The sequence below is a fragment of the Hymenobacter lapidarius genome (assembly GCF_001816145.1).
In the GTDB taxonomy this organism is placed as follows: domain Bacteria; phylum Bacteroidota; class Bacteroidia; order Cytophagales; family Hymenobacteraceae; genus Hymenobacter; species Hymenobacter lapidarius.
Window position 1 is genome coordinate 22,702 of the sequence record NZ_MDZB01000084.1, and the last position, 19,321, is coordinate 42,022.

A 19,321-nucleotide genomic window follows, 5' to 3' on the forward strand; every position below is an offset into this window, starting at 1 on the left:
AAAGGTAGAGTACTAGCCAATAAGAGCTAGGCGCTAAAGGTAGGATGCAGAGAGCTTATATAGATATCAAAAAATACATCATGTTGATACCCTCTCTCACGCAAGGTGAACAAGGCAAAAAGTGGGTATTAATCAACAAAAAAAGGGCTCAGAAAGAAATTGGCTGGTATCAAAACAGCCAATTTCTTTCTGAGCCGTCCCAGGGGGCGCAACACGAGAAGCTAGCCAAGGTGGTGACGCAGCCCGCTCTTACTGCACCAGCAGTCGCTGCACGGCGGCGGCTCCATCGGCTCCCTGGGCCCGCACCAGGTACACGCCGGGCGCTAAGCCACTCAGAGCAACGTTGTGGCGAAGCCGGGCTACGGCCGTAGTGCGCACCACGCGGCCCGAGAGGTCGAGCAAACTAATGCGCGTGGGTTTGGCCGTTTCGATGGTGACCGAGGCGGTGGCCGGGTTGGGGTAGATGCTGAGCGCCAGGACGTGGGCAGCGGCAGGCTGGGCCGCCGTGACGGTGCGGTTGCGGGTGCCGTAGGTGAGGATGCCGCCGGCCTGGGTGCCAATGAACAACTCCGGGGCGCCGTCGCCGTTCAAATCCGCCGTGGCCAGGGCCGTGTGCGAGACGTTTTCCCGGCCCAACTGCGTGGATTCGTACTGGCTGGTGAGCGGGTTGTACAGCACGTCGGTGCGCTCCGCGAGAATGCCGGTTTGGGCGCGGTAGTTGGAGAAGAAACGGAGCACGCCGCTGGCATCGGCGGTGAGCAGGTCGGGCTGGCCGTCGCCGTCGAAGTCCGTCACGGTGGGGCTCAGGTTGAAAGGGCGCCCACCCGTAGCCGTGCGGATGCGCCCGAAATCGTTATTGACCAGCACAAACGCGTTGTCCAGCGTGCCACTGGCCCGGTTGCGGAAGTAGCGCAGGCTCATGCCGGGCTCGCGGGTTTCGTTGGTGCCGATGAGCATATCGACGTAGCCGTCCCCGTCTACATCGGTGAAGCACGGCATGTCGCCGCGGGCGTAGGGCAGCACGCCGGTGATGGTGGCGCCCTGGGGCTTCAGGCTAACCGCATTCGCCGCGTTGAAGGCGACGGGCTGGCCGGCCGCAGCCGTATTCAGGATGTAGTAAATGGCATTGGCACTCTTATTCCAGGCGCTGTAGGCCAGGTCCAGCGCGCCGTCGCGGTTGAGGTCAACCAGCACGGGTTTGAGGCCTTCGAGCCCCTTGGCCGACAGCCCCAGGTAGTCATCGGTCACGAAGCGAAAGACCGGCCGGGCGCGGGTGCCCACGTTGCGGTAGTAGGTAAGCGTGGCGCGGTACACGTTGTTCACGCGGTCGGCGTGGTTGCCAATGAGCAGGTCGGGCAGGCCGTCGCCGTCGAGGTCGCCAAGGGCGGGCGCGGCGCCTTCGCTCACGTCAATCATGTCGTTTTGCAGGAAGCCGGCCGGGCGGTAGGCAAAAGCGGGCGCGCCGCTGGGTGCGGTATTTTCAAACAGCTGCACGTGGTTGCGCAAGCTCACTTGGTCGGCAATGTTGTTGAGCATGTTGGGGGCCACCACCAGGTCGGGGCGGCCGTCGAAGTTGGCATCGATGGAATAGCCGGCCGGAAAAACCGGCACCCGCACCGGCGTGGCCGCCGATGGAAAGCTCGCGCTGATACCCGCCTGCGTGAGCACCGGGGCCGCGGCCGTGCCCTGGTTGAGCAGGCTCACCAGCTCGGGGCAGTTATCGCGGCCGTCAAGCACGTCCTGGTCGCCGTCGCCGTCCAGGTCGAGGAGCAGCAGGCTATGCCCGCCGGTGTGCAACGGGCGGGCCGCAAAGCACGGCTGGCCGTTGAACATGTAGCTGGCGCAGCCGTGGCAGGCCTGCAACTTCCCCCAATTGTCGGTGGCAATGCGGAAGGTGAGGGCGCCGCCGCAGGTGCCCGGGCTGGTGTTGAGGTAAAGCTCGATGAAGGACGCACTGATGAAGTCATAGGTCATAATGTCGAGCTTGCCGTCGCCGTTCACGTCCTGGATGGCCGGCAGGTTGTAGCCGCCCACCGTGAGGTTGGCCGTGCCGGAAAACGAGCCGGAAAACCGGATTTGGCCGGTGGTGAGCTGGAAGGTGGTCCGGCCGTTGACCAGCGCGTTGCGAAACACCCGAATTTCGCCGCCGTTGACGTAGGTAAACAAGTCGGCGCGGCCGTCGCAATCGTAGTCGCGCAACAGCGCCCACCCCTGCAGGTCGGTGGGGAAAATAGACTCGTATTCGGGGGCGTACTGCCAGCGGCGGCCGGCGGCGGTGCCCGGCGCGGCCACGTTGAGGAAGGTGTACACGCGGCTGCTCTCGTGGTCGAAGGCAAACAGGTCGTTCTGCCCGTCGTTGTTCAGGTCAATGGCACTGAACTGAGGCGTGTTGAAGCCACCGGCCCACGCGTGCTGAAGCGTGTCGGCGCCCTGCACCACCTTGGCCACCGGCCGGTATTCAAACCCAAACCCGGGGCCCGATTGGGCTTGCGCAGCCCCAACACACGCCAGAAAAACCAGTACAAACAGGGTAAAACGATGCATAAGCGGGCAGGAAAGAATTGGTGGAAGCCGGGCAATGGGAACGGGCTCAAAAATCAAGCCCACCTTTGCAACAAATTACACCCGGTTTGCTCTTACCGTTCAACTATTCTATGTTGCTCTACGCCCATTACCTGGCCGCTGGCGGCCACGTCAGCACCGATTCGCGCCAGCCCCAGCCCGGCACGCTGTTTTTTGCGTTGAACGGCCCCAGTTTTCGCGGGGCCGATTTTGCGCCGCAAGCCCTGGGCCAGGGCGCCCGGCACGCCGTGGTGGACGATGCCGACCTGGCGGCCACCGACCCCACCCACTACACCTTCGCGGCCGACCCGTTGGTGGCCCTGCAGGAGCTGGCCCGGCACCACCGCCAGCAATTCAACAGCCCGGTGCTGGCCGTGACCGGCTCGAACGGCAAAACCACCACCAAAGAGCTGCTGACGGCCGTATTGGCCCAGCAATTCCAAGTGCTGGCCACCATCGGCAACCTCAACAACCACATTGGCGTGCCCCTCACCCTGCTGCGCCTGCGCACCGGCCAGCACAACTTCGCCGTGATTGAGATGGGCGCCAACCACCGGGGCGAAATTGCGGCTTACTGCGAATGGGCCCGCCCCACCCACGGCCTCATCACCAACATCGGCAAGGCCCACCTCGAAGGATTTGGCGGCGCCGAGGGAGTAGCCTTAGGCAAGGGCGAGCTGTTTGACTACCTGGCCCGCACCGGCGGCACGGCGTTCGTCAACACCCTCGACGCCAAGCTGCCCGGTTTGGCCGCGGCCGTTCCCACCCGCCTCACCTACCCCGGCGCGGCCGATGCTTACCCCGCCACCCTGCTCGCGGCCGACCCCGCCGTGGCCCTGCGCCTGGCCGATGGCACCGACATCGCCGCTCAGCTCACGGGTGACTACAATTTCCCCAATCTGGCCGCCGCCGCCGCCGTGGGCCTGCATTTCGGCGTCTCCGCCAATAAAGTGGCTACCGCTTTGGCGCAGTACAACCCCCAGAACAACCGCTCGCAGCTGCTGCGCACGGCTGCAGGAAATGAGCTGGTGCTGGACGCCTACAACGCCAACCCCAGCAGCATGGCCGCCGCCCTGCGCAGCTTCGCGGGCCGCCCGGCAGCGCCCGGCCAAACCAAATTGGTCATACTCGGCGACATGTTTGAGCTGGGCGATGAGAGCGCGGCCGAGCATCGCCTCCTAGGCCAGCTCCTGGCGGAGCTGCAGCTACCGGCCGTGCTGCTCATCGGACCGGAAATGGCCCAGGCCGCCGCTGCTGCGCAAGTGCAGCACTTCACTACCAAAGCCGAGGCCGCCGACTGGCTACTCCAGCACCCCGTGCGCGGGCAGCAGGTACTGGTGAAAGGCAGCCGCGGCATGGCGCTGGAAACGCTAGTGGAGCTGCTGTAAGCCTGCTCTACCTAAAACGGGCTGTCCAGCTCTGCCAGCGTGGGCAGGATGGCGTCTTTGGCCGAAACCAGGGGGTTGTCAATATTCCAGTTGATGCCGAGGGCCGGGTCATTCCACAGCAGGCCGCCTTCGGAAGACGGAGCGTAGTAGTTCGAGCATTTGTAGAGGAAAAGCGTGTCCTCTTCCAGCGCCACGAAGCCGTGCGCGAAGCCCATGGGAACGTAGAGAATGTTACCCAGGGCTTCGCTCAACTCCACCGTGGTATGCTGGCCGTAGGTGGACGAGTCGCGGCGAATGTCTACTACTACGTCCAGAACGCGGCCCTGGGCCACGCGCACCAGTTTGGCCTGGGCGTGGGGCGGGCGCTGAAAGTGCAAGCCGCGCAACACGCCCGGCTGCGACTTGCTCTGGTTGTCCTGCACCCAGTCAAGGTCGGCCGGCACCCCGGCTTCCTGCATGAGGCGGGCGCTGAAGGTTTCGTAAAAAACGCCGCGTGGGTCCCCAAACAAGCGGGGTATGAATTCGACCACGCCGGCCAGGCTGTGTTGTTTTACTTGCATTGCGGGCAAAAATACAGAAGTGCGAGGCACATCGCTCTATGGTTTAATTCCTTTTTCGCACGTTGGCCACGGCCGTCAGGTACTTATCGAGCACCAGCTTCTCGTCAAACTTAGTCTCGGCCAGGCGACGGCTGTCCTGGCCCATTTGCAGCAAATCGACTTCCGACAGGCGCAGGACCTGCAGCATTTTGGCCGCCAGGTCGGGGCCGCTGCGCACCTGGCAAAGGTAGCCGTTGTGGCCGTCTACCACGGTTTCGCGGCAGCCGGGCACGTCGGTAGTCACCAGGGGTTTGCCCACGGCGGCGGCTTCGAGCAGGGTTTTGGGCGTGCCTTCGCGGTAGCTGGGCAGCACCACGCAGTCGGCGCGGTGCAGGTGGGCGGCCACATCATCGGAACGGCCCAGGTACTCAATGTCGCCGGTTTTGAGCCATTCTTCGAAGGTGGCGCGGGGCACGCCCACGCCCCCGGCCTCGTCGAGGCCGCCGAGCAGCTGGATGCGCGTGCCCGGCACGGCCGCCCGGATGATTTTGGCGGCTTCAAAATATTCCACCACACCCTTCTCGTAGAGCACGCGCGCCACCATCAGGAACACAAACGGGGTTTGGCGGGTGTACTGCGGGGCGGGCTGAAATCGGTCGGTGTCGACGCCGGAACCGGGCAGTAGGTCGGTGATTTCGCGCCGAATCAGGTGGTTGTCCAGAAAGAGCTGCCGGTCGTCGCTGTTCTGGAAAAACACTTTCTGCGGGAAGCGAAATGCGAACTTGTAAAGCCCCAGCGCCACCTTGCTCACAAAGTTTTTGATGATGAACACCGTGCCCAGGCCCGACACGTTGTTGATGCTGGGCACGCCCGCCAGCCGGGCCGCAATGCTGCCGTAGATATTGGGCTTGATGGTGTAGTGCAGCACCACATCGGGCTTTTCGCGCTTGTAAATCTGGTAGAAGCGGCGCGTGAGGGCGGCGTCCTGCAGCGGGTTGGTGCCCTTGTTTTCCATCAGGATGGGCACAAAGCGGCACCCGAGCTCGGTTTCGAGGCGCGCGGAGTAGTCATCGGGCGGGGCAATGGCCAGCACTTCGTGGCCGGCCTTTTGCAAGGCCCGCACAAGGCTGGCACGGAAATTCCAGATGTTCCAGCTGGTATTGATGACGATGGCGACGCGCAAAGTGGGGAGGTGGAAAGGGTGAAAGCAGGAATCAGGGGCAAAGGTCGGCCTTACGGATTTCTCTTTCCCGCGTTTATCCGGACACCGACAATTTCACCGCCTCACCATTTCACCGATTACGCCGGTACTTTGTGGCCCGATTATGTGTTGTAGTGGCTATGAAGCTTCGTATTCCCGTTACTTTTCTGTTTCTGCCGTTTCTAGCCGCGCCCGTATTGGCCACGCCCCCCGTGCTGCCGGGCCAACTACTGTACCAGAAAAACTGCATGCGCTGCCACGGCGCCAATGGCAAAAAAGGCGCCAGCGGAGCCCACGACCTCACCAAGAGCAACCTCAACGCTTTTGGTCGCACCTATCTGGTGACCAACGGCATGGGCAAAATGCCGGCTTTTGGAAAAACCCTTACGGCTGCCCAGGTGCAGCAGGTGGTGGCCTATTCCCTTACTTTGCGCTAGGCCGGCGCGGCACCGTTTCGCCCCTGCTTTGCGTAGGGGATTTGATTAGACAACGACAACATGGCAAATAAATCTTCCGGCGGCCGCAAGCCCGCCGCCAGCACCCGGCACTTCACCACCGACAACGCCAAGGCCGGCTACGTGGCCACCAAAACCGGCGGCGCCTACGCCACCGCCAAAGAGCAGGAAACCGCCGTGCTCGTGAGCGTGCCACCGCGCCGCCAGTCCGAAGCCCAAACCTCCGAGTACCTCGACGAGCTGGCTTTTCTGATTGAAACCGCCGGCGCCACCGCCACCAAGCGCTTTGTGCAACGCCTCGAAAAGCCCGACATCCGGACGTATGTGGGCGAAGGCAAACTGGCCGAAATTAAAGCCTGGGTGCAGCACGAAAACACCAGCATGGTGGTGTTCGACGACGACCTCTCGCCCTCGCAGCTGCGCAACCTGGAGGCGGAGCTGCTGGTGAAAATAGTGGACCGCTCCCTGCTCATTCTCGATATTTTCGCGTTGCGGGCCAAGTCGGCCACCTCGCGCACGCAGGTGGAGTTGGCGCAGTACCAGTACTTATTGCCCCGCCTCACCGGCCTCTGGACTCACCTAGACAAGCAGCGCGGCGGCGTGGGCATGAAGGGCCCGGGCGAAACCGAAATTGAAACCGACCGCCGCATTGTGCGCGACCGGATTGCCTTTCTCAAAGACAAGCTGGAAGACCTGGACAAGCAGGCCCACACCCAGCGCAAAACCCGGAGCGGCAGCATTCGCGTGGCGCTGGTGGGCTACACCAACGTGGGCAAAAGCACCCTGATGAACGTACTGGGCAAAGCCGACGTGTTTGCTGAAAACAAGCTGTTTGCCACCGTGGATGCCACCACGCGTAAAGTGGTGCTCGACCAAACGCCGTTCCTGCTGTCCGACACGGTTGGGTTTATTCGCAAGCTGCCCACCAAGCTCATCGACAGCTTTAAAAGCACGCTCGATGAGATTCGCGAGGCCGACCTGCTGCTGCACGTGGTGGACATTTCGCACCCCGGCTTCGAGGAGCAAATTCAGGTGGTAAACGACACACTGAACGAAATTGGCGCGGCCGACAAACCGATGCTGCTCGTATTCAACAAAATAGACCAGTACAAGCAGGACGATGCCGAGTTGGACCCCTTTGGCGAAGTACTGGACGCCGAGAACGATGGCACTGCCCCGCGCCCGCCGCTGGCGCAGCTGCAAGCTACCTACATGGCCAAGCTGCACGACCCGGTGGTGTTCATCTCGGCCCAGGAGCGCACCAACCTGGAAGAGCTTCGCGAACTGCTGGGCAAGCGGGTGGCGGCGCTGCACCAGCAGCGCTACCCGTACCAGCAGGCGGCAACTGAGTAACCTCGAAGAGAGTGTGTGGGCGGCAATGGTGACTTCGCGCGCCGTCTTTGGCAGCGCGGCAGCCATTGTTTTGTTTTTCGCGTAAGGGCAGCATTCGTCCCTCTCCCCATGTTTTCTCCTATGGCTTTGTCTTTTGGTTTTCGTGTTGGCCTTTGCGCAGCCGCTTGTGTAGGCATTGGCCACGTGGCACTGGCTCAAGACCCGAGCAGGCCGCCGCTGTACCCACCAGCAGCTCCTCCCGACAGCGTCATCAGCCAGCCCAGCCAACGGATATTTGCCAACCCCTCCGTCTTGGGCATGGGCCCCAGTAAGGGGCTGATTGTGCGCTACGAGCGGATGCCGCGCTTCGGCGTCAAGTCCGATGCTCAGGTGGTGGGCATCAGCAACTACGCCGGGGAAATCGATAAGAATGCCCGCTTGTCCATTAAAGGCTACATTCCGGCCTGGAACCGGCCGCACCTGAAGGTGGTGGTGGGCCTGAGCTACGAGCGGGAGGAGTTTCAATTCAACGGACCCGCTACCACCGACTACGAGCTGTATCGCAACATAGAAGACAAGGGCTTGAAAAGCATCGCTTCCCAGATAGTGATGCTGCGACCCATTGATGAAGTGCACTGGTACCTGGCCCGGGTGAAAGGCGAGCTCAGCGGCGACTACAACGCGTCGACCGACCTGACCACCTCCGACTACTTCCGGTTTTCGGCCGAAGCCGTTTACGGCTGGAAGCGCAGCCCGCTGTTTTCGTGGGGCGTGGGCTTACAGTACGGCTACACCTTTGGGCGACTCAGCCTGTACCCGGCCGTGCTCTACAACCGCACCTTTAATAACCGATGGGGCGTTGAGGCCTTGTTCCCGGCCCGGATAACGGCCCGCTACAACGTGTCGGAATCGTCCATCTTCTATGCGGGCTACACCGTGGATGGCTACAACTACATCATCAAGCTGCGCAACGAGCTGTCGCGCATCGGACCCGGCGGGGCTCCCATCGCCGACAAACAGCCCCTCCAGACGCTGGAACTGCGCGAAACCGAGGTCAAATTCCGATTGCGCTGGGAGCGGGAGCTGCTGAGCTTCCTGTGGATGGGCGCCGAAGCCGGCTACCGCTACAACTACGCCTTCGACGCGTTTGACCGCACCAACGACGACCGTCTTAAAATCATCGATTCCAAGTTCAACGGAGCCCCATACGCCAGCCTGGAGCTATTCATTACACCGCCGCGCAAGCTGCTGGAGAAAGCAGGAGTGCGCCGCTAGGTCCGGCTGCGCCGCCGTTTGAGGCCTTTCAGCCACGCGTAGGTGGCTTCCTGGGCGCGCAGGGGCTTCTCGCCGGCGGCGGGTAGAATAAAGTTATTCTCAAAATCGCGGGCCTTCACGTTGTCGTGCCGCTGCAGGTCGAGCAGGTGCCGCACTTCGGCGCGCAACTCCTCGTTGAGGACGGGGAAGGCCACTTCCACGCGCCGGTCAAGGTTGCGGGTCATCCAGTCGGCCGACGAGACGTAGACTTTTTCTTGGCCCCCGTGGGCAAACACGTACACCCGGCTGTGCTCCAGGTAGCGGTCCACGAGGCCGCGCTGGCTGATGTTTTCGCTGAAGCCCGGCTGGCCCGGTACCAGGCACCCAATGCCCCGGATGATAAGCTCGACCCGCACCCCAGCCTGGCTGGCTTCGTAAAGCTTGGCAATCATGCCGCGGTCTTCTACGGCATTCATTTTGAGAATGATGTAAGCCTCATTGCCTTTGCGAGCCTGTTTGATTTCGTAGTCAATCAGCGCGTTCAGGCCGGGTCGCAGGCCAAATGGTGCCACCAGCAAGTGTTCCAGTTCGGGAGTGGTTTGCTGGTCTCGCAGGTAACCGAAAACGCTGCTGGCTTCGCGGGTCAGCCGCTCGTCGGCCGTGAACAGCCCGTGGTCGGTGTAGACTTCGCTGGTGTTTTCGTTGAAGTTGCCGGTGCTGAAATAGGCGTACTGACGGGTGGTTTCGTTGGCTTCGCGGCGGGCAATGAGCAGTAGCTTGCTGTGCACCTTCAACTCGGGCGGCGTGAATATGACGTTTGCGCCGGCGCGTTTCAGCTTATCGGCCCAAAACAGATTGGATTCCTCGTCGAAGCGGGCTTTGAGCTCCACCACCACGGTTACCTGCTTGCCGTGTTTGGCGGCTTTGAGCAAGGCCTTTACTACGGCGCTTTTGTTGGCCACGCGGTAGAGCGTGATGCTCACGGCCGACACGCGCGGGTCGGCGGCGGCTTCGCGCAGCAGGCGGGTCACGTAATCGAAGGACTGGTAGGGCGGGTGCAGCAGGTGGTCGCGCGTGGCAATGGCGGCCAGCAGGCTGCCTGTGCGCGGCAGCGTGGGGTGCGGCAGGGCCGGCCGGGGCGGGAAGTGGAAGTGGGCCTCCTCGAAGTGCGGAAAGCCAAAAAAGTCGCGAAAGTTGTGGTAGCGGCTGCCTTCCACCAGCGCTTCGTCGGTGATGCCAGTTTTCTGCTTGATGGCCCGCAGCGTTTCCGGTGGCATTTCGGGGTCGTAGAGCAGACGGGCCGGAAAGCCGGTAGCCCGCTTGGCCAAGCTGCTGCGGATTTTCTCCATCAGGTCGCCCGATACTTCTTCTTCAATGTCCAACTCAGCATCGCGCGAGAGCTTGATGGCGCTCACGGCTACCTGCTGGTAGGCGGGGAACAGCTCGGCCGCACCCACCCGAATGACATCGTCCAGAAACAGCACGTACCGCTCCTCGCCTTCGTCGGGCAGGCGCACAAAGCGGCCGCCGTGGCGCTTGGTGGGCAGCTCCATCACTAGCACGCGCTCGGCTTCGGCCTTGCTTTTGGGGCCGCGCGGCTGGCTGAGGAAGAACGCCAGGTACACGGCCTGGTCTTTCAAAAACAGGTGGTGCAGGGTCTCATCCAGGGCCACCGGCGAGAGCAGGTCGCGCACCTTGTCCCGGAAATACTGGGCTGTCCACTCCCGCTGTGCGGGCGTCAGCTCCCCTTCGTTCAGCAGGTGAATGTGCTGGGCGTTGAGCTCGGGCAGGAGCTGTTCGCGGAACGTGACGCCGAAGGCTTCTTGCTGGGTCTTCACCTCGGCCAGCACCTGGCGCAGTTGGCGCTTGGGGCTCTCCTTCAACTTGGCGCGGGTCTTTTTCTTCAGCTTCGCCAGCCGCCGCAGCGTGGCCACCCGCACCTTAAAAAACTCGTCCAGATTGCTGCTGAAAATGGCCATGAACTTCAGGCGTTCCAGCAGCGGCACGGTGGGGCTTTGGGCTTCTTGCAGCACACGGCCGTTGAAACGCAACCAGCTCAGGTCTCGGGAAAGGGTTTCCAAAGGGAGGTAAAAGTTAAAATGACGAGTCGGAGCAGGCCGCTTCCACAAATAGCCTGCCGCCTTTATTCTACTATTGCCGCCTTGTACGGCACCGCTTCCAAAGGAGCCGATTCTTCCGTCTCAATCCGTCGTTTTTAACCTTCTCCTAATGTTCAGCTTCCGTTGCGAGGGTGGTCATAAAAGTAAAACTCGGCGTTGGCCCGGCTCACATCTGCCCATTGCTCGCACGCAAACCGCAGACAGACCACGGCAGCGGTGGGCATTTCGTTGAAGGAAGTGGGCGACAGCAGGTTGGCGGTTTCGGTGATGGTGGGGTTGTGTCCCACCAGCAGCACCGAGTCCGCCGCATTGGGTAGGTCGTGAATAATGGCCAGCAGGCCGTCGGTATCGGCGCCGTAGATGCTGGGCTCTACCACTATCTTATCGTGCGGGTACTGCATCTCGCGCGCTACCAGCATGGCCGTGCTCATGGCCCGCACGGCGGGCGAGCTCACCACCAGGTCGGGGCAGATGCGGCGCTTGGCCAGGGCCTGGCCGGTGGTGGGGGCATCGTCGCGGCCGCGGTCGTTGAGGGGGCGTTCCTGGTCGCTTAGCTCATCAAAGCTCCAGCTGGATTTGGCGTGACGAAGAAGGTATAAGATTTTCATGGGGGCGAAGCTAAGGGCGTTTTGCTTACACCCGACGTTGGTAAAAGGTTATGAGCAGCGCTAGAGGCGCTGCCCCGCATGCCGGCAAGCAACTCCAGCTCCGGTGCATTGCCGGCAAAGCGGCGGCAGGTGCGGCGTGCGGCTGGCCGCGTTCGGAGGTGAGCCGGGAACCCGCGCCCTTGCCGGAGCCACAACCCCGCCGAGCAGGCTCAATGCCAATGAGTAAGCATTTATTTTCACAAAAAAGAAGCGGGATGTGGGTGGGAACCAGGGTGAATCAAACAAAAACAGCCGCCCTTTCAGGCGGCTGTTTTTTTCATAAATGTCAGGGCGACAGGTGCAGCTACGTACGTTCACCTGTTGCCCGTGCTACTGGCTCTAGCTGGGCTACTCCTTCTCGAAGCGCTGGTGGGTTACGGTACCCCCGCTGGAAGTGCGGATGTAGTACAGGCCCTTGGGCAGCGACGATACCTGCACCTGGCCGTTGCCATTGTAGCGGGCCTGGGTCATTTCGTGGCCGCTCATGTCATATACACTCACCCGCGACGCCCCACGGGCGCTTTCCACATTCACCACGTCGGTGGCGGGGTTGGGGTAGAGGGCCGCAGAAGCCGTGGCCACCTGGCGCAGGGCCGTGCCACCCGTGGAGGTCAGGAGGCTGGCGCGGGCGCCGCCGGTGGCAAACAGGGCGTCCATGCGGCTGCTCTGGCCGGCCGTGAACATGTACATGCACCGGTCATAGGTGTAGTCCATGTAGTTCATGCTCATGTCGCCCTGATTGCTGCAGCTCACCTTGGGGAACACGGGGCAGCCGCCGTTGCTGGTTTGCTGGGTGGGGGTGTCGTCCACGAGGTCGTTGCCGCAGGAAGCATCGCCCCAGATGTGGCGCAGGTTCAGCCAGTGGCCCACTTCGTGCGTGGCCGTCCGGCCACCGTCGTAGTTAGTAGCCGTACCGCCGGGCACCGACGAATACAGGCACACCACACCATCGGTAGCCGCCGGGCCGCCGGGAAACTGGGCGTAGCCGAGCAGGCCCTGGCCCAGGTTGCAAAGCCACACGTTGAGGTACTTTTCGCGGGGCCAGGCATCGCTGCCGCCTTTGCTCGTGTACTTCACAAAGTCGTTGCTGCTGAATGAGCGGGTTTTGGTCGAGCGGCGAACGATGCCGGTGGTGGTAGCACCAGTGGGGCTCTGCTTGGCCAGCACAAACTGCACGCTCGTAGCCGAAGCCGTGAAGATGCTGGGCGTCTGCGAAGCGTCTGCGTTCGTTTTGGCAAAGTCCTCGTTCAGCACGCGAATCTGGTCAGCCACCATGGCGTCGGTCACGTTTTGGGCGGCGGTGTTGTACACCACGTGCACCACTACCGGAATGGTGATGATGGCCCCGGTCGCCCGGCGCTGAATTAGCGGGGGCTGCGACAAGTACCGACGGGTTTGCGCCTCAATTTCTTTCATTCGCAGCGCCATGGCCGGGTCGGCTGCCAGCTGCGCATCGTACACTTCCATGGTGGCACAGGCCCGGCCGTTGAGGGGAGGCGCGGCTTCTTTGATGGGAGCCATGCGAATTGCCGGGCGGTTCTGCGTGTTTTGCGCCAGCAAAGGAGCGGCACTGCCCATCAGGACCAGCGCGGTTATGTAAAGTTTGTTCATGTAGCAGTGCGTAATATGGTGAGGAGTTGAGGTGGGAAAATGTATATCGGGTTGCCAAGCTAGCAAAATATTTTGGCACTTCGCACCCCCGACGTTGTGAAAAAAATAATGTTATGGTTTCTTTCAGATAAAAAATTGCAATTATTTTATTGATAGCTAATTCATTTTTGAAAATTCATTAACCACCATATTTTGCTTTTTTTGCCAAAAACGCCCAAGCGTTGTCAAAAGCGAATTATTTTCCTAGTGCACCGGTGCCCGTTTCCTGCGGAAGATTAAACCGGGCGGGCGCGCTGAGGAATTAGGGTGAATAACGCAGGCGTACCCGTTCACCGTTCGCTTCAAGCCGCTCCAACCCCGGCTATGTAACGGCCAAAACCAAACATTGCCATCGCGCGAGCGAATCCCGGAGGAACGCGGCGCGGGCCGGATGGCAATGCTAGTGCGAACGGATAGTTTGCAGGGCGGGGCGGTGCCCTAAAAAAGGAAGTCGAAGCCTACAAACACCAGCTTTTCCTCCCCCACCGAATAGGTAACGTTGATAACGGCCTGCTTGAGAATGTCGGCGTACACGCCGCCGCCAAAGCCGCTGTGCAGGGACGAGAAGCCCGTGCGGGTATCGTTGTCGGAATACACCCGGCCGGCATCGGCCAGGCCCAGGATGCCCAGCTTGCCGGGGAACAAGTAGGCATTGAACGACAGCAGCTGCAGACGCGCCTCAAAGTTGCCGTAGAGGCTGCCGCGGCCGGCGTAGCGCGTGCGGCGGTAGCCGCGCAGGTTGGTGGTGCCGCCCAGGGTGTTGGCCTGGTAAAAGCGGTAGTCGCCAAAGTTGCGGTTCACGCCCAGGCGGCCGGCGTAGGTAATCTGGAAGGGGAAGTTGGGCGTGAGGTAGGCTCGGATTTCCGACGTGAGGCGGCCAAAGCGCAGCTGCTCGCCGTTGAGCTGGAAGTTGTACTGCGCCTCGTTGTACCACCGGATGCCGATGCGCGGGTTCTTGGGCGACGAGCTGGCGTCGAGGTTCAGGTAAAAGAGGCCGCCGAGGTACTGGTTGGACTGGAAATCAGACGCGCGGATGCCAAATCGGGGGTTGTCGTACGTCACGTCACCGCTGGCGGTGGTGAGACTGTCGCGGATGGCCGTGCCGAGGGGGTTTTTCTCGGCCCGGAACTGGTCGTACTGCGGGCCAAAGCCCATCTTGAGAAAGCTGAAAAGGTTGCGCTCCAGCGTTGGAGCCAGCGTGAAGCGGGTGAAGCGCACGCGGTACGAGTCGTTCACGGTGCGTGCCGTCACGCGGCCGCGGTTGGCGTCGGGCGTGGCCAGGTTGACTGTGTTGTTGCCGAGGCCGAAGAAGTTATAGAGCAGCTGCGGGCCGTAGTACTGGCCGGCCACGCGCAGGTCGTACCGCCCAATGAGGCGCGTAAATTGCCCGGTGTAGCGCAGGTTGAACGCCTCGCGGGCCGGGGCAAAGTTGGCCACCAGCGTCTGCTCGGAGGCAAACGGCTCGCGGCGGAAGCCGTAGCGCCGGTGCGTGATGCCGCCGCCAATCAGCACCCGGTCGTCGACGTTGAAGCCGAAATACAGGGCCGGGCCGGTGTAGTTCAGGCGGTAGTCCTTCAGTTCGAAGCGCTTGGGGTGGTCGTAGCGGCTCACGTCGATGCCGGGCTCCAAGCGCAGGCGGGCCTCCTTGCCCACGTTGATGACGTTGCCGGTATCGGCGTCGTACACCTGCGTATAGTGCTTGGCGCCGCCCACGCGGCTCACGTCCGTGATGGTATCGCGGCCGGTGCCGCCTATCAGGCGCACCTTAATGCCCTTGCCGGCATCGCCCTTCACTTCATACACGTCGTTGCCGCTGATACCGTAGAGGCGGATTTCGTCGGTCACGTCGCGTTCCAGCACCCGGTCGTAGAGGGTTTTGCTGAGCGCCCCTTCCTTGGTGATTTTGCGTACCGTGACGTGGGTGTTACCGTTGGGCAGGCGCTCCACCACAAACTTCTCGTTCTTCTCAGAGCCGCGCACCTCCACAATGTCGGCCACCACTTCGGAGTACTTGCTGGCCAATTCCGGCAGCAGGTCGCGCCGGCTTTTCAGCTTGGCAATGATTTCCTGAGCGTGCAGGTCGTAAATCTCCTTGGGCCACCGGTCCCGGAACGCCTTCTCAATAACGGCATCGGTGAGGTTTTCCTTCATGTACGTGGCCTGCGCCACCCACTGCTCGCGCGTCACGCGGCTTAGGAAAGTCCGGTCGTTGGCCAGGGCCGTCTGGTTCAGGCCTTTGTAGTCGGCGTAGTCCGGCCCAAAGTTCTGGAAGTTGCGAATGGCAAACTTTCGGCTGAGCAGGTAGGGCAGTACCCCGTCGCCCTTAAAAAAGGCAATGTCACGGTCCTCGGGCACGGCCGTGAAGGTGCGGTCGCCGTCCTTGGTTTTCACCTCGGCCCAACGCCACTGGTCCTCGTGCCGGTCCCAGTCGCCTATCCACATGTCAAAGAGGCGCGAGCGGGCGAAGGCCAATTCGTCCACCTTGTTGTCGTTGTCTTCGAGCACGCGCTCCAGCACTTTGTCGGTGCCCACCAGATTTTTGGCAAAGCCCAGGCTGGCCACGTTGCTCTGGTCGTCTTTGGCGTCTTCTTCCAAAGCAGCCGGCTTGTTCGAGAAATCGCCGTAGTACTGGCCCAGCAGGGGGTCCTGCGGAATGTACACGGCCACGGGGTTGGTGTGCAGAATGCCCGCGGCCGTGCCCAGAGGCGGCAGCACAAACGAGGCGTAGGGGTGCTGCGCCGAAATCTGGTCCTGTAGAATGTCCTTGGCAAAGCCCGTGCGCAAGGCCTCGGGCAGCACCGCGGCCGGGTCTTTGTCGATGCCGCGGAGCGAGAAGTTATGGCCTTCTTCGTTGCGTACTTTCAGCGAGATGGTTTGCTTGCCGCCGCCGGTTTTGTAGGGCACCAGGCCGCCTTTGTCGGTGGCCAGGTCCAATAGCGGGAACTTTACGGGCGTGGCCCATTCCTTCCGGTAATGCTTGCCAAACAACAAGTTGTGAATCTTGCCGTGCCGGTCATACGCCGGGTTTATCGCCACTACCACGCTGCTGTCGCGGAAGTTGGGCCGCGGGCCGCTCGGCACCGGAGCCGTTACCGGCCGGTCTTCCCGGGCATCTTTTTTTCCCAGGGGCGTAACGGGTGCCGGGTCCGTGGATGCAACCGCCGCCGTGGCCTTGGCATAGAGCGGAGTGCGGAATACCAACCGAGCCTTGTCGCCGGTGCCTTCGGGCACGAAGTACTCGGTCCACACCTGGCCGTCGTCGTAGTAATTCACGCGGGCAAATCCTTTTTCCTTGTCCGAAAACAGCGCGCCACCGGCCGGGCCGGGCTTCACGTGCTGGGTTTTGCAGCCCGAGCCGCTCACGATGAGGTGTGTGTCGCCTTCCTTAAAATACTGCAGGTTGTGCTCGTGCCCCGCCGCGTACACAATGTTGGGGTACTTGTTGAAAATATTCATCAGGCCCTCCTTGTAGGCCTGGTAGGCTGGATGGGCAATGTCCTGGCTGATGCCACCGTACTTGCGCGCAAACGGGTAGATGGAGCCTATTATCGGTAGCGGCAAAAAGGCGTACTTGTATACAATGCTAATGGGAAAGATGTGGTCGGCCAGCGTAAAATAGCCGCCGTGCACGCCATCCGAGAACAGCGGGTGGTGGCCCACCACCATGATATTCTTGTCCTTGTTGCGAGCAATAATGTCCTCCAGTTGGGCCATGAAGTCGGTCTCGTCTTCCACGCCGCAACCGCCGTCTGCGCCGTAGGGCCGGGCGCTCTGGGTGGTCAAGAACCACTGCGAGTTGATGGTAATGAGCACCACGTCGTCCTGCAGGCGCACTTCGTAGGGGCCGGGGCAGCCGTTGCCGGGCGTAATGAAGTCGCCGGTGTAGGAAAAGGCCGCCGAGTCGTTGGCCATATAGTTTTCGGCGAAGCGCTGCTCGCGCTGCACCTGCTCCAGGCCGCCTTCGCGGCCCTGCTTCCAGTCGTGGTTGCCCGGAATCATGTATTTCTCACCCTTGTAGCCTTTCAGCACGTCCAGCTGGTCGCGCAGGCGGCGCTCCGATTCCTTGCGGTCGTAGGCGCCTTCTTCGGGCATGCCGTACTCGTAGATGTTATCGCCGAGGTAGACGGTGGTGCTTTTGGCACCGGCCTTCAGAATTTCTTTGCGCAAAAAATTCAGCGACGGCTCGCCGCCTTTGGCGGCGTCGATGGGATTGCCCACGTCGCCAATCAAAAAAACAGAGTAACGGATGCGGCTGCTATCTGGGGGCATTTTGGCTTCCCAACCCAGCGCGCCGCGCCGGTAGTTGGGACGGGAATTGAGTGGATTCTGACTGGACTCCCCTTGCGCCAGGGTAGCCGCTGGGAACGCCAAAACCGCGCAGAACGTGAGCAGCGCGGGTCGAAAGCGAGAAAATAAGGGCATAGAATATAATGTGGCGGCGGCCCGAAAGCCCCGCCGCGGAATGTTGTCGCAAATCTACGACCGGCTCAGGGCCGGCATTGTTATTGCCCGTTACGGAAAGCACGGCGGTGCGGTTAGGTCGCCGTTTTTTAACTTACACTCCGCGCTTCGCGTTCAATACTGGCAAGCCCGCCGGATGAACCGGCCGTAGCTTCGCCTAACATGGAAGAAATTACCCCCGGCGCCGTTGCAACGGTGCCCGCTCCCACCCCACAAAACCCGATGGCATCTCCTGCCCTAAACGCGCCCGTCGCACCCGCTGCCGCCGAAACCGGCAAATCCGCCAAAGCCAAAGCCTCGCCCCTCGCAAAGGAGGCCCAGGCTTTTGTGACGGAGCTGTTTGCCACCGAGCTGGCCGCTAAACTCACCTACCATTCCCTGCGCCACACCGAAACCGTGGCCAAGGAATGCCGCGTGCTGGCCACTGCGGCCAGCCTCAGCCCCGAAGACACCGAGGCGCTGCTGCTGGCGGCTTGGTTTCACGACACGGGCTACCTCGACGTGTACGACGGTCACGAGTTCCGGAGCATGGAGCGCGCCGCTGCCTGGCTTGCGGAGCACGGCGTGGAGACCGGCCGCATTCAGCTTATAAAAGACCTTATTCAGGCCACGCACCGCGACACCGAAGCCACCACGGAGCTGCAGAAGCTGCTGCTCGACGCCGACATGAGCAACCTTGCCCGCGACGACTTCCGCTCCAGCGCCGAGCTGCTGCGCACGGAGTGGGAGCTGGTGCTGGGCAAAACCTACTCCAACCCGGACTGGGCCGAACTGCAGCTCAACTTCATGCTGGGCCACAAGTACCTGTCGGATGCGGGCAAGGACCGGTACCGCGACGATTTTAAGAAGAACACCAGCGACCAGCGCGACGAACTCAAGAAAAAGGAGAAGAAGAGCAAAAAGAAAAAAGAGGAGCTGAACGACACCTTCGCCGACCCCAAGCGCGGCGTCGAGACCATGTTCCGCACCATGTACAGCAACCACATCAAGCTCTCCGACATGGCCGACAAGAAGGCCGGCATGATGATTCAGCTCAACGCGGTGCTGCTCTCGGTTATCATCACCTACTTGGGCGCCAAGTCGTCGGCCCTGGGCCCGGCCTTCACCAAGAATCCGGTACTGGCCATTCCCATGAGCATTCTGCTCTTTACCTCGCTGGGCTCGGTGGTCACGGCCATTCTCTCAGCCCAGCCCGATGTCACGAGCTTTAAGTGGCTGAAAAAAAGCCCCGAAATAGCCAACAACCGCCGGGTAAACCTGCTGTTCTTCGGCAATTTTACTAAGCTCAGCCTCGACAATTTTCAGGACAGCATCCGCGAGCTCATGCGCCAGAAAGATGGCCTGTACACCAATATGGTGACCGATGTGTACTACCTCGGCGAGGTCCTCTCGCGCAAGTACGGCCTGCTGCGCACCAGCTACTCCGTTTTTATGGTCGGGCTTATTCTTACAGTACTTTCGTTCATCATCGTGCTGCTGTATAAATCGTAGTCCTCCACAAGTAGGCTTTCAGGGCCTGCAAAACAGGCCGGCCCTGTTCTTACCTTTGTAACCTGGCTGCGTAGTTCAAGGGATAGAATAGGCGTTTCCTAAACGCTTGATAGCAGTTCGAATCTGCTCGCGGCTACTTGAGAGGTCTTTTCCTATGGGAAACGACCTTTTTGCTTTTGATGGCGAGCGAAACATGCAGAAGCGCTTATCCGGCAGGTTCA

General features: G+C 61.4%; 12 protein-coding genes and 1 tRNA gene. 6 read left to right on the forward strand and 7 right to left on the reverse strand.

Annotation, left to right across the window (positions count from 1 at the left end):
* Nucleotides 1–249 precede the first annotated feature (249 nt).
* Nucleotides 250–2,544 carry a T9SS type A sorting domain-containing protein gene (locus BEN47_RS05475; protein WP_070725945.1) on the reverse strand — a complete coding sequence of 765 codons (2,295 nt, stop codon included), beginning with the start codon at nucleotides 2,542–2,544 and terminating at the stop codon, nucleotides 250–252.
* A gap of 110 nt (nucleotides 2,545–2,654) precedes the next feature.
* Between BEN47_RS05475 and BEN47_RS05480 the strand changes: the two genes are divergently transcribed.
* Nucleotides 2,655–3,950 (forward strand): UDP-N-acetylmuramoyl-tripeptide--D-alanyl-D-alanine ligase, encoded by a 1,296-nt coding sequence (locus BEN47_RS05480; protein ID WP_070725947.1) that lies wholly within the window; start codon nucleotides 2,655–2,657, stop codon nucleotides 3,948–3,950.
* Between the two features lie 11 nt (nucleotides 3,951–3,961).
* Here the strand turns inward: BEN47_RS05480 and rfbC are convergent, their stop codons facing one another.
* The gene (rfbC, locus tag BEN47_RS05485) at nucleotides 3,962–4,510 is read right to left on the reverse strand and encodes a dTDP-4-dehydrorhamnose 3,5-epimerase (protein ID WP_070725949.1); all 549 of its coding nucleotides are present in this window, start codon (nucleotides 4,508–4,510) and stop codon (nucleotides 3,962–3,964) included.
* A 43-nt stretch (nucleotides 4,511–4,553) separates the two neighbouring features.
* Nucleotides 4,554–5,672 carry a glycosyltransferase family 4 protein gene (locus BEN47_RS05490; RefSeq protein ID WP_070725951.1) on the reverse strand — a complete coding sequence of 373 codons (1,119 nt, stop codon included), beginning with the start codon at nucleotides 5,670–5,672 and terminating at the stop codon, nucleotides 4,554–4,556.
* A 158-nt stretch (nucleotides 5,673–5,830) separates the two neighbouring features.
* On the opposite strand from BEN47_RS05490, the gene BEN47_RS05495 reads away from it, so the two are divergent.
* From BEN47_RS05495 to BEN47_RS05505, 3 genes are all read left to right on the forward strand, one after another.
* Nucleotides 5,831–6,127, forward strand: coding sequence for a c-type cytochrome (locus tag BEN47_RS05495; RefSeq protein WP_070725953.1), 297 nt, complete (start codon nucleotides 5,831–5,833; stop codon nucleotides 6,125–6,127).
* 60 nt (nucleotides 6,128–6,187) lie between these two features.
* On the forward strand, nucleotides 6,188–7,498 hold the full coding sequence (gene hflX, locus BEN47_RS05500) for a GTPase HflX (protein ID WP_083322142.1): 1,311 nt from the start codon (nucleotides 6,188–6,190) through the stop codon (nucleotides 7,496–7,498).
* A gap of 183 nt (nucleotides 7,499–7,681) precedes the next feature.
* Complete coding sequence (locus BEN47_RS05505) at nucleotides 7,682–8,752, forward strand: DUF6268 family outer membrane beta-barrel protein (RefSeq protein WP_125921515.1); 1,071 nt, start codon at nucleotides 7,682–7,684, stop codon at nucleotides 8,750–8,752.
* Here BEN47_RS05505 and ppk1 read toward each other — a convergent pair.
* From ppk1 to BEN47_RS05525, 4 genes are all read right to left on the reverse strand, one after another.
* The gene (gene ppk1 / locus BEN47_RS05510) at nucleotides 8,749–10,812 is read right to left on the reverse strand and encodes a polyphosphate kinase 1 (protein ID WP_070725957.1); all 2,064 of its coding nucleotides are present in this window, start codon (nucleotides 10,810–10,812) and stop codon (nucleotides 8,749–8,751) included. The genes BEN47_RS05505 and ppk1 overlap by 4 nt on opposite strands.
* Nucleotides 10,813–10,964: 152 nt before the next feature.
* On the reverse strand, nucleotides 10,965–11,459 hold the full coding sequence (locus BEN47_RS05515) for a SixA phosphatase family protein (protein ID WP_070725960.1): 495 nt from the start codon (nucleotides 11,457–11,459) through the stop codon (nucleotides 10,965–10,967).
* 387 nt (nucleotides 11,460–11,846) lie between these two features.
* Nucleotides 11,847–13,109, reverse strand: a complete 1,263-nt coding sequence (locus BEN47_RS05520; RefSeq protein ID WP_070725961.1) for a M43 family zinc metalloprotease — start codon at nucleotides 13,107–13,109, stop codon at nucleotides 11,847–11,849.
* Between the two features lie 477 nt (nucleotides 13,110–13,586).
* On the reverse strand, nucleotides 13,587–17,570 hold the full coding sequence (locus tag BEN47_RS05525) for a metallophosphoesterase (RefSeq protein ID WP_070725963.1): 3,984 nt from the start codon (nucleotides 17,568–17,570) through the stop codon (nucleotides 13,587–13,589).
* A gap of 201 nt (nucleotides 17,571–17,771) precedes the next feature.
* Between BEN47_RS05525 and BEN47_RS05530 the strand changes: the two genes are divergently transcribed.
* Together BEN47_RS05530 and BEN47_RS05535 are read left to right on the forward strand one after the other, a co-directional pair.
* Entirely contained in the window at nucleotides 17,772–19,100 is a 1,329-nt protein-coding gene (locus BEN47_RS05530; RefSeq protein ID WP_239691507.1) for a Pycsar system effector family protein, read from the forward strand.
* Between the two features lie 64 nt (nucleotides 19,101–19,164).
* Nucleotides 19,165–19,236 (forward strand) — tRNA-Arg (locus BEN47_RS05535).
* Nucleotides 19,237–19,321 lie beyond the last annotated feature (85 nt).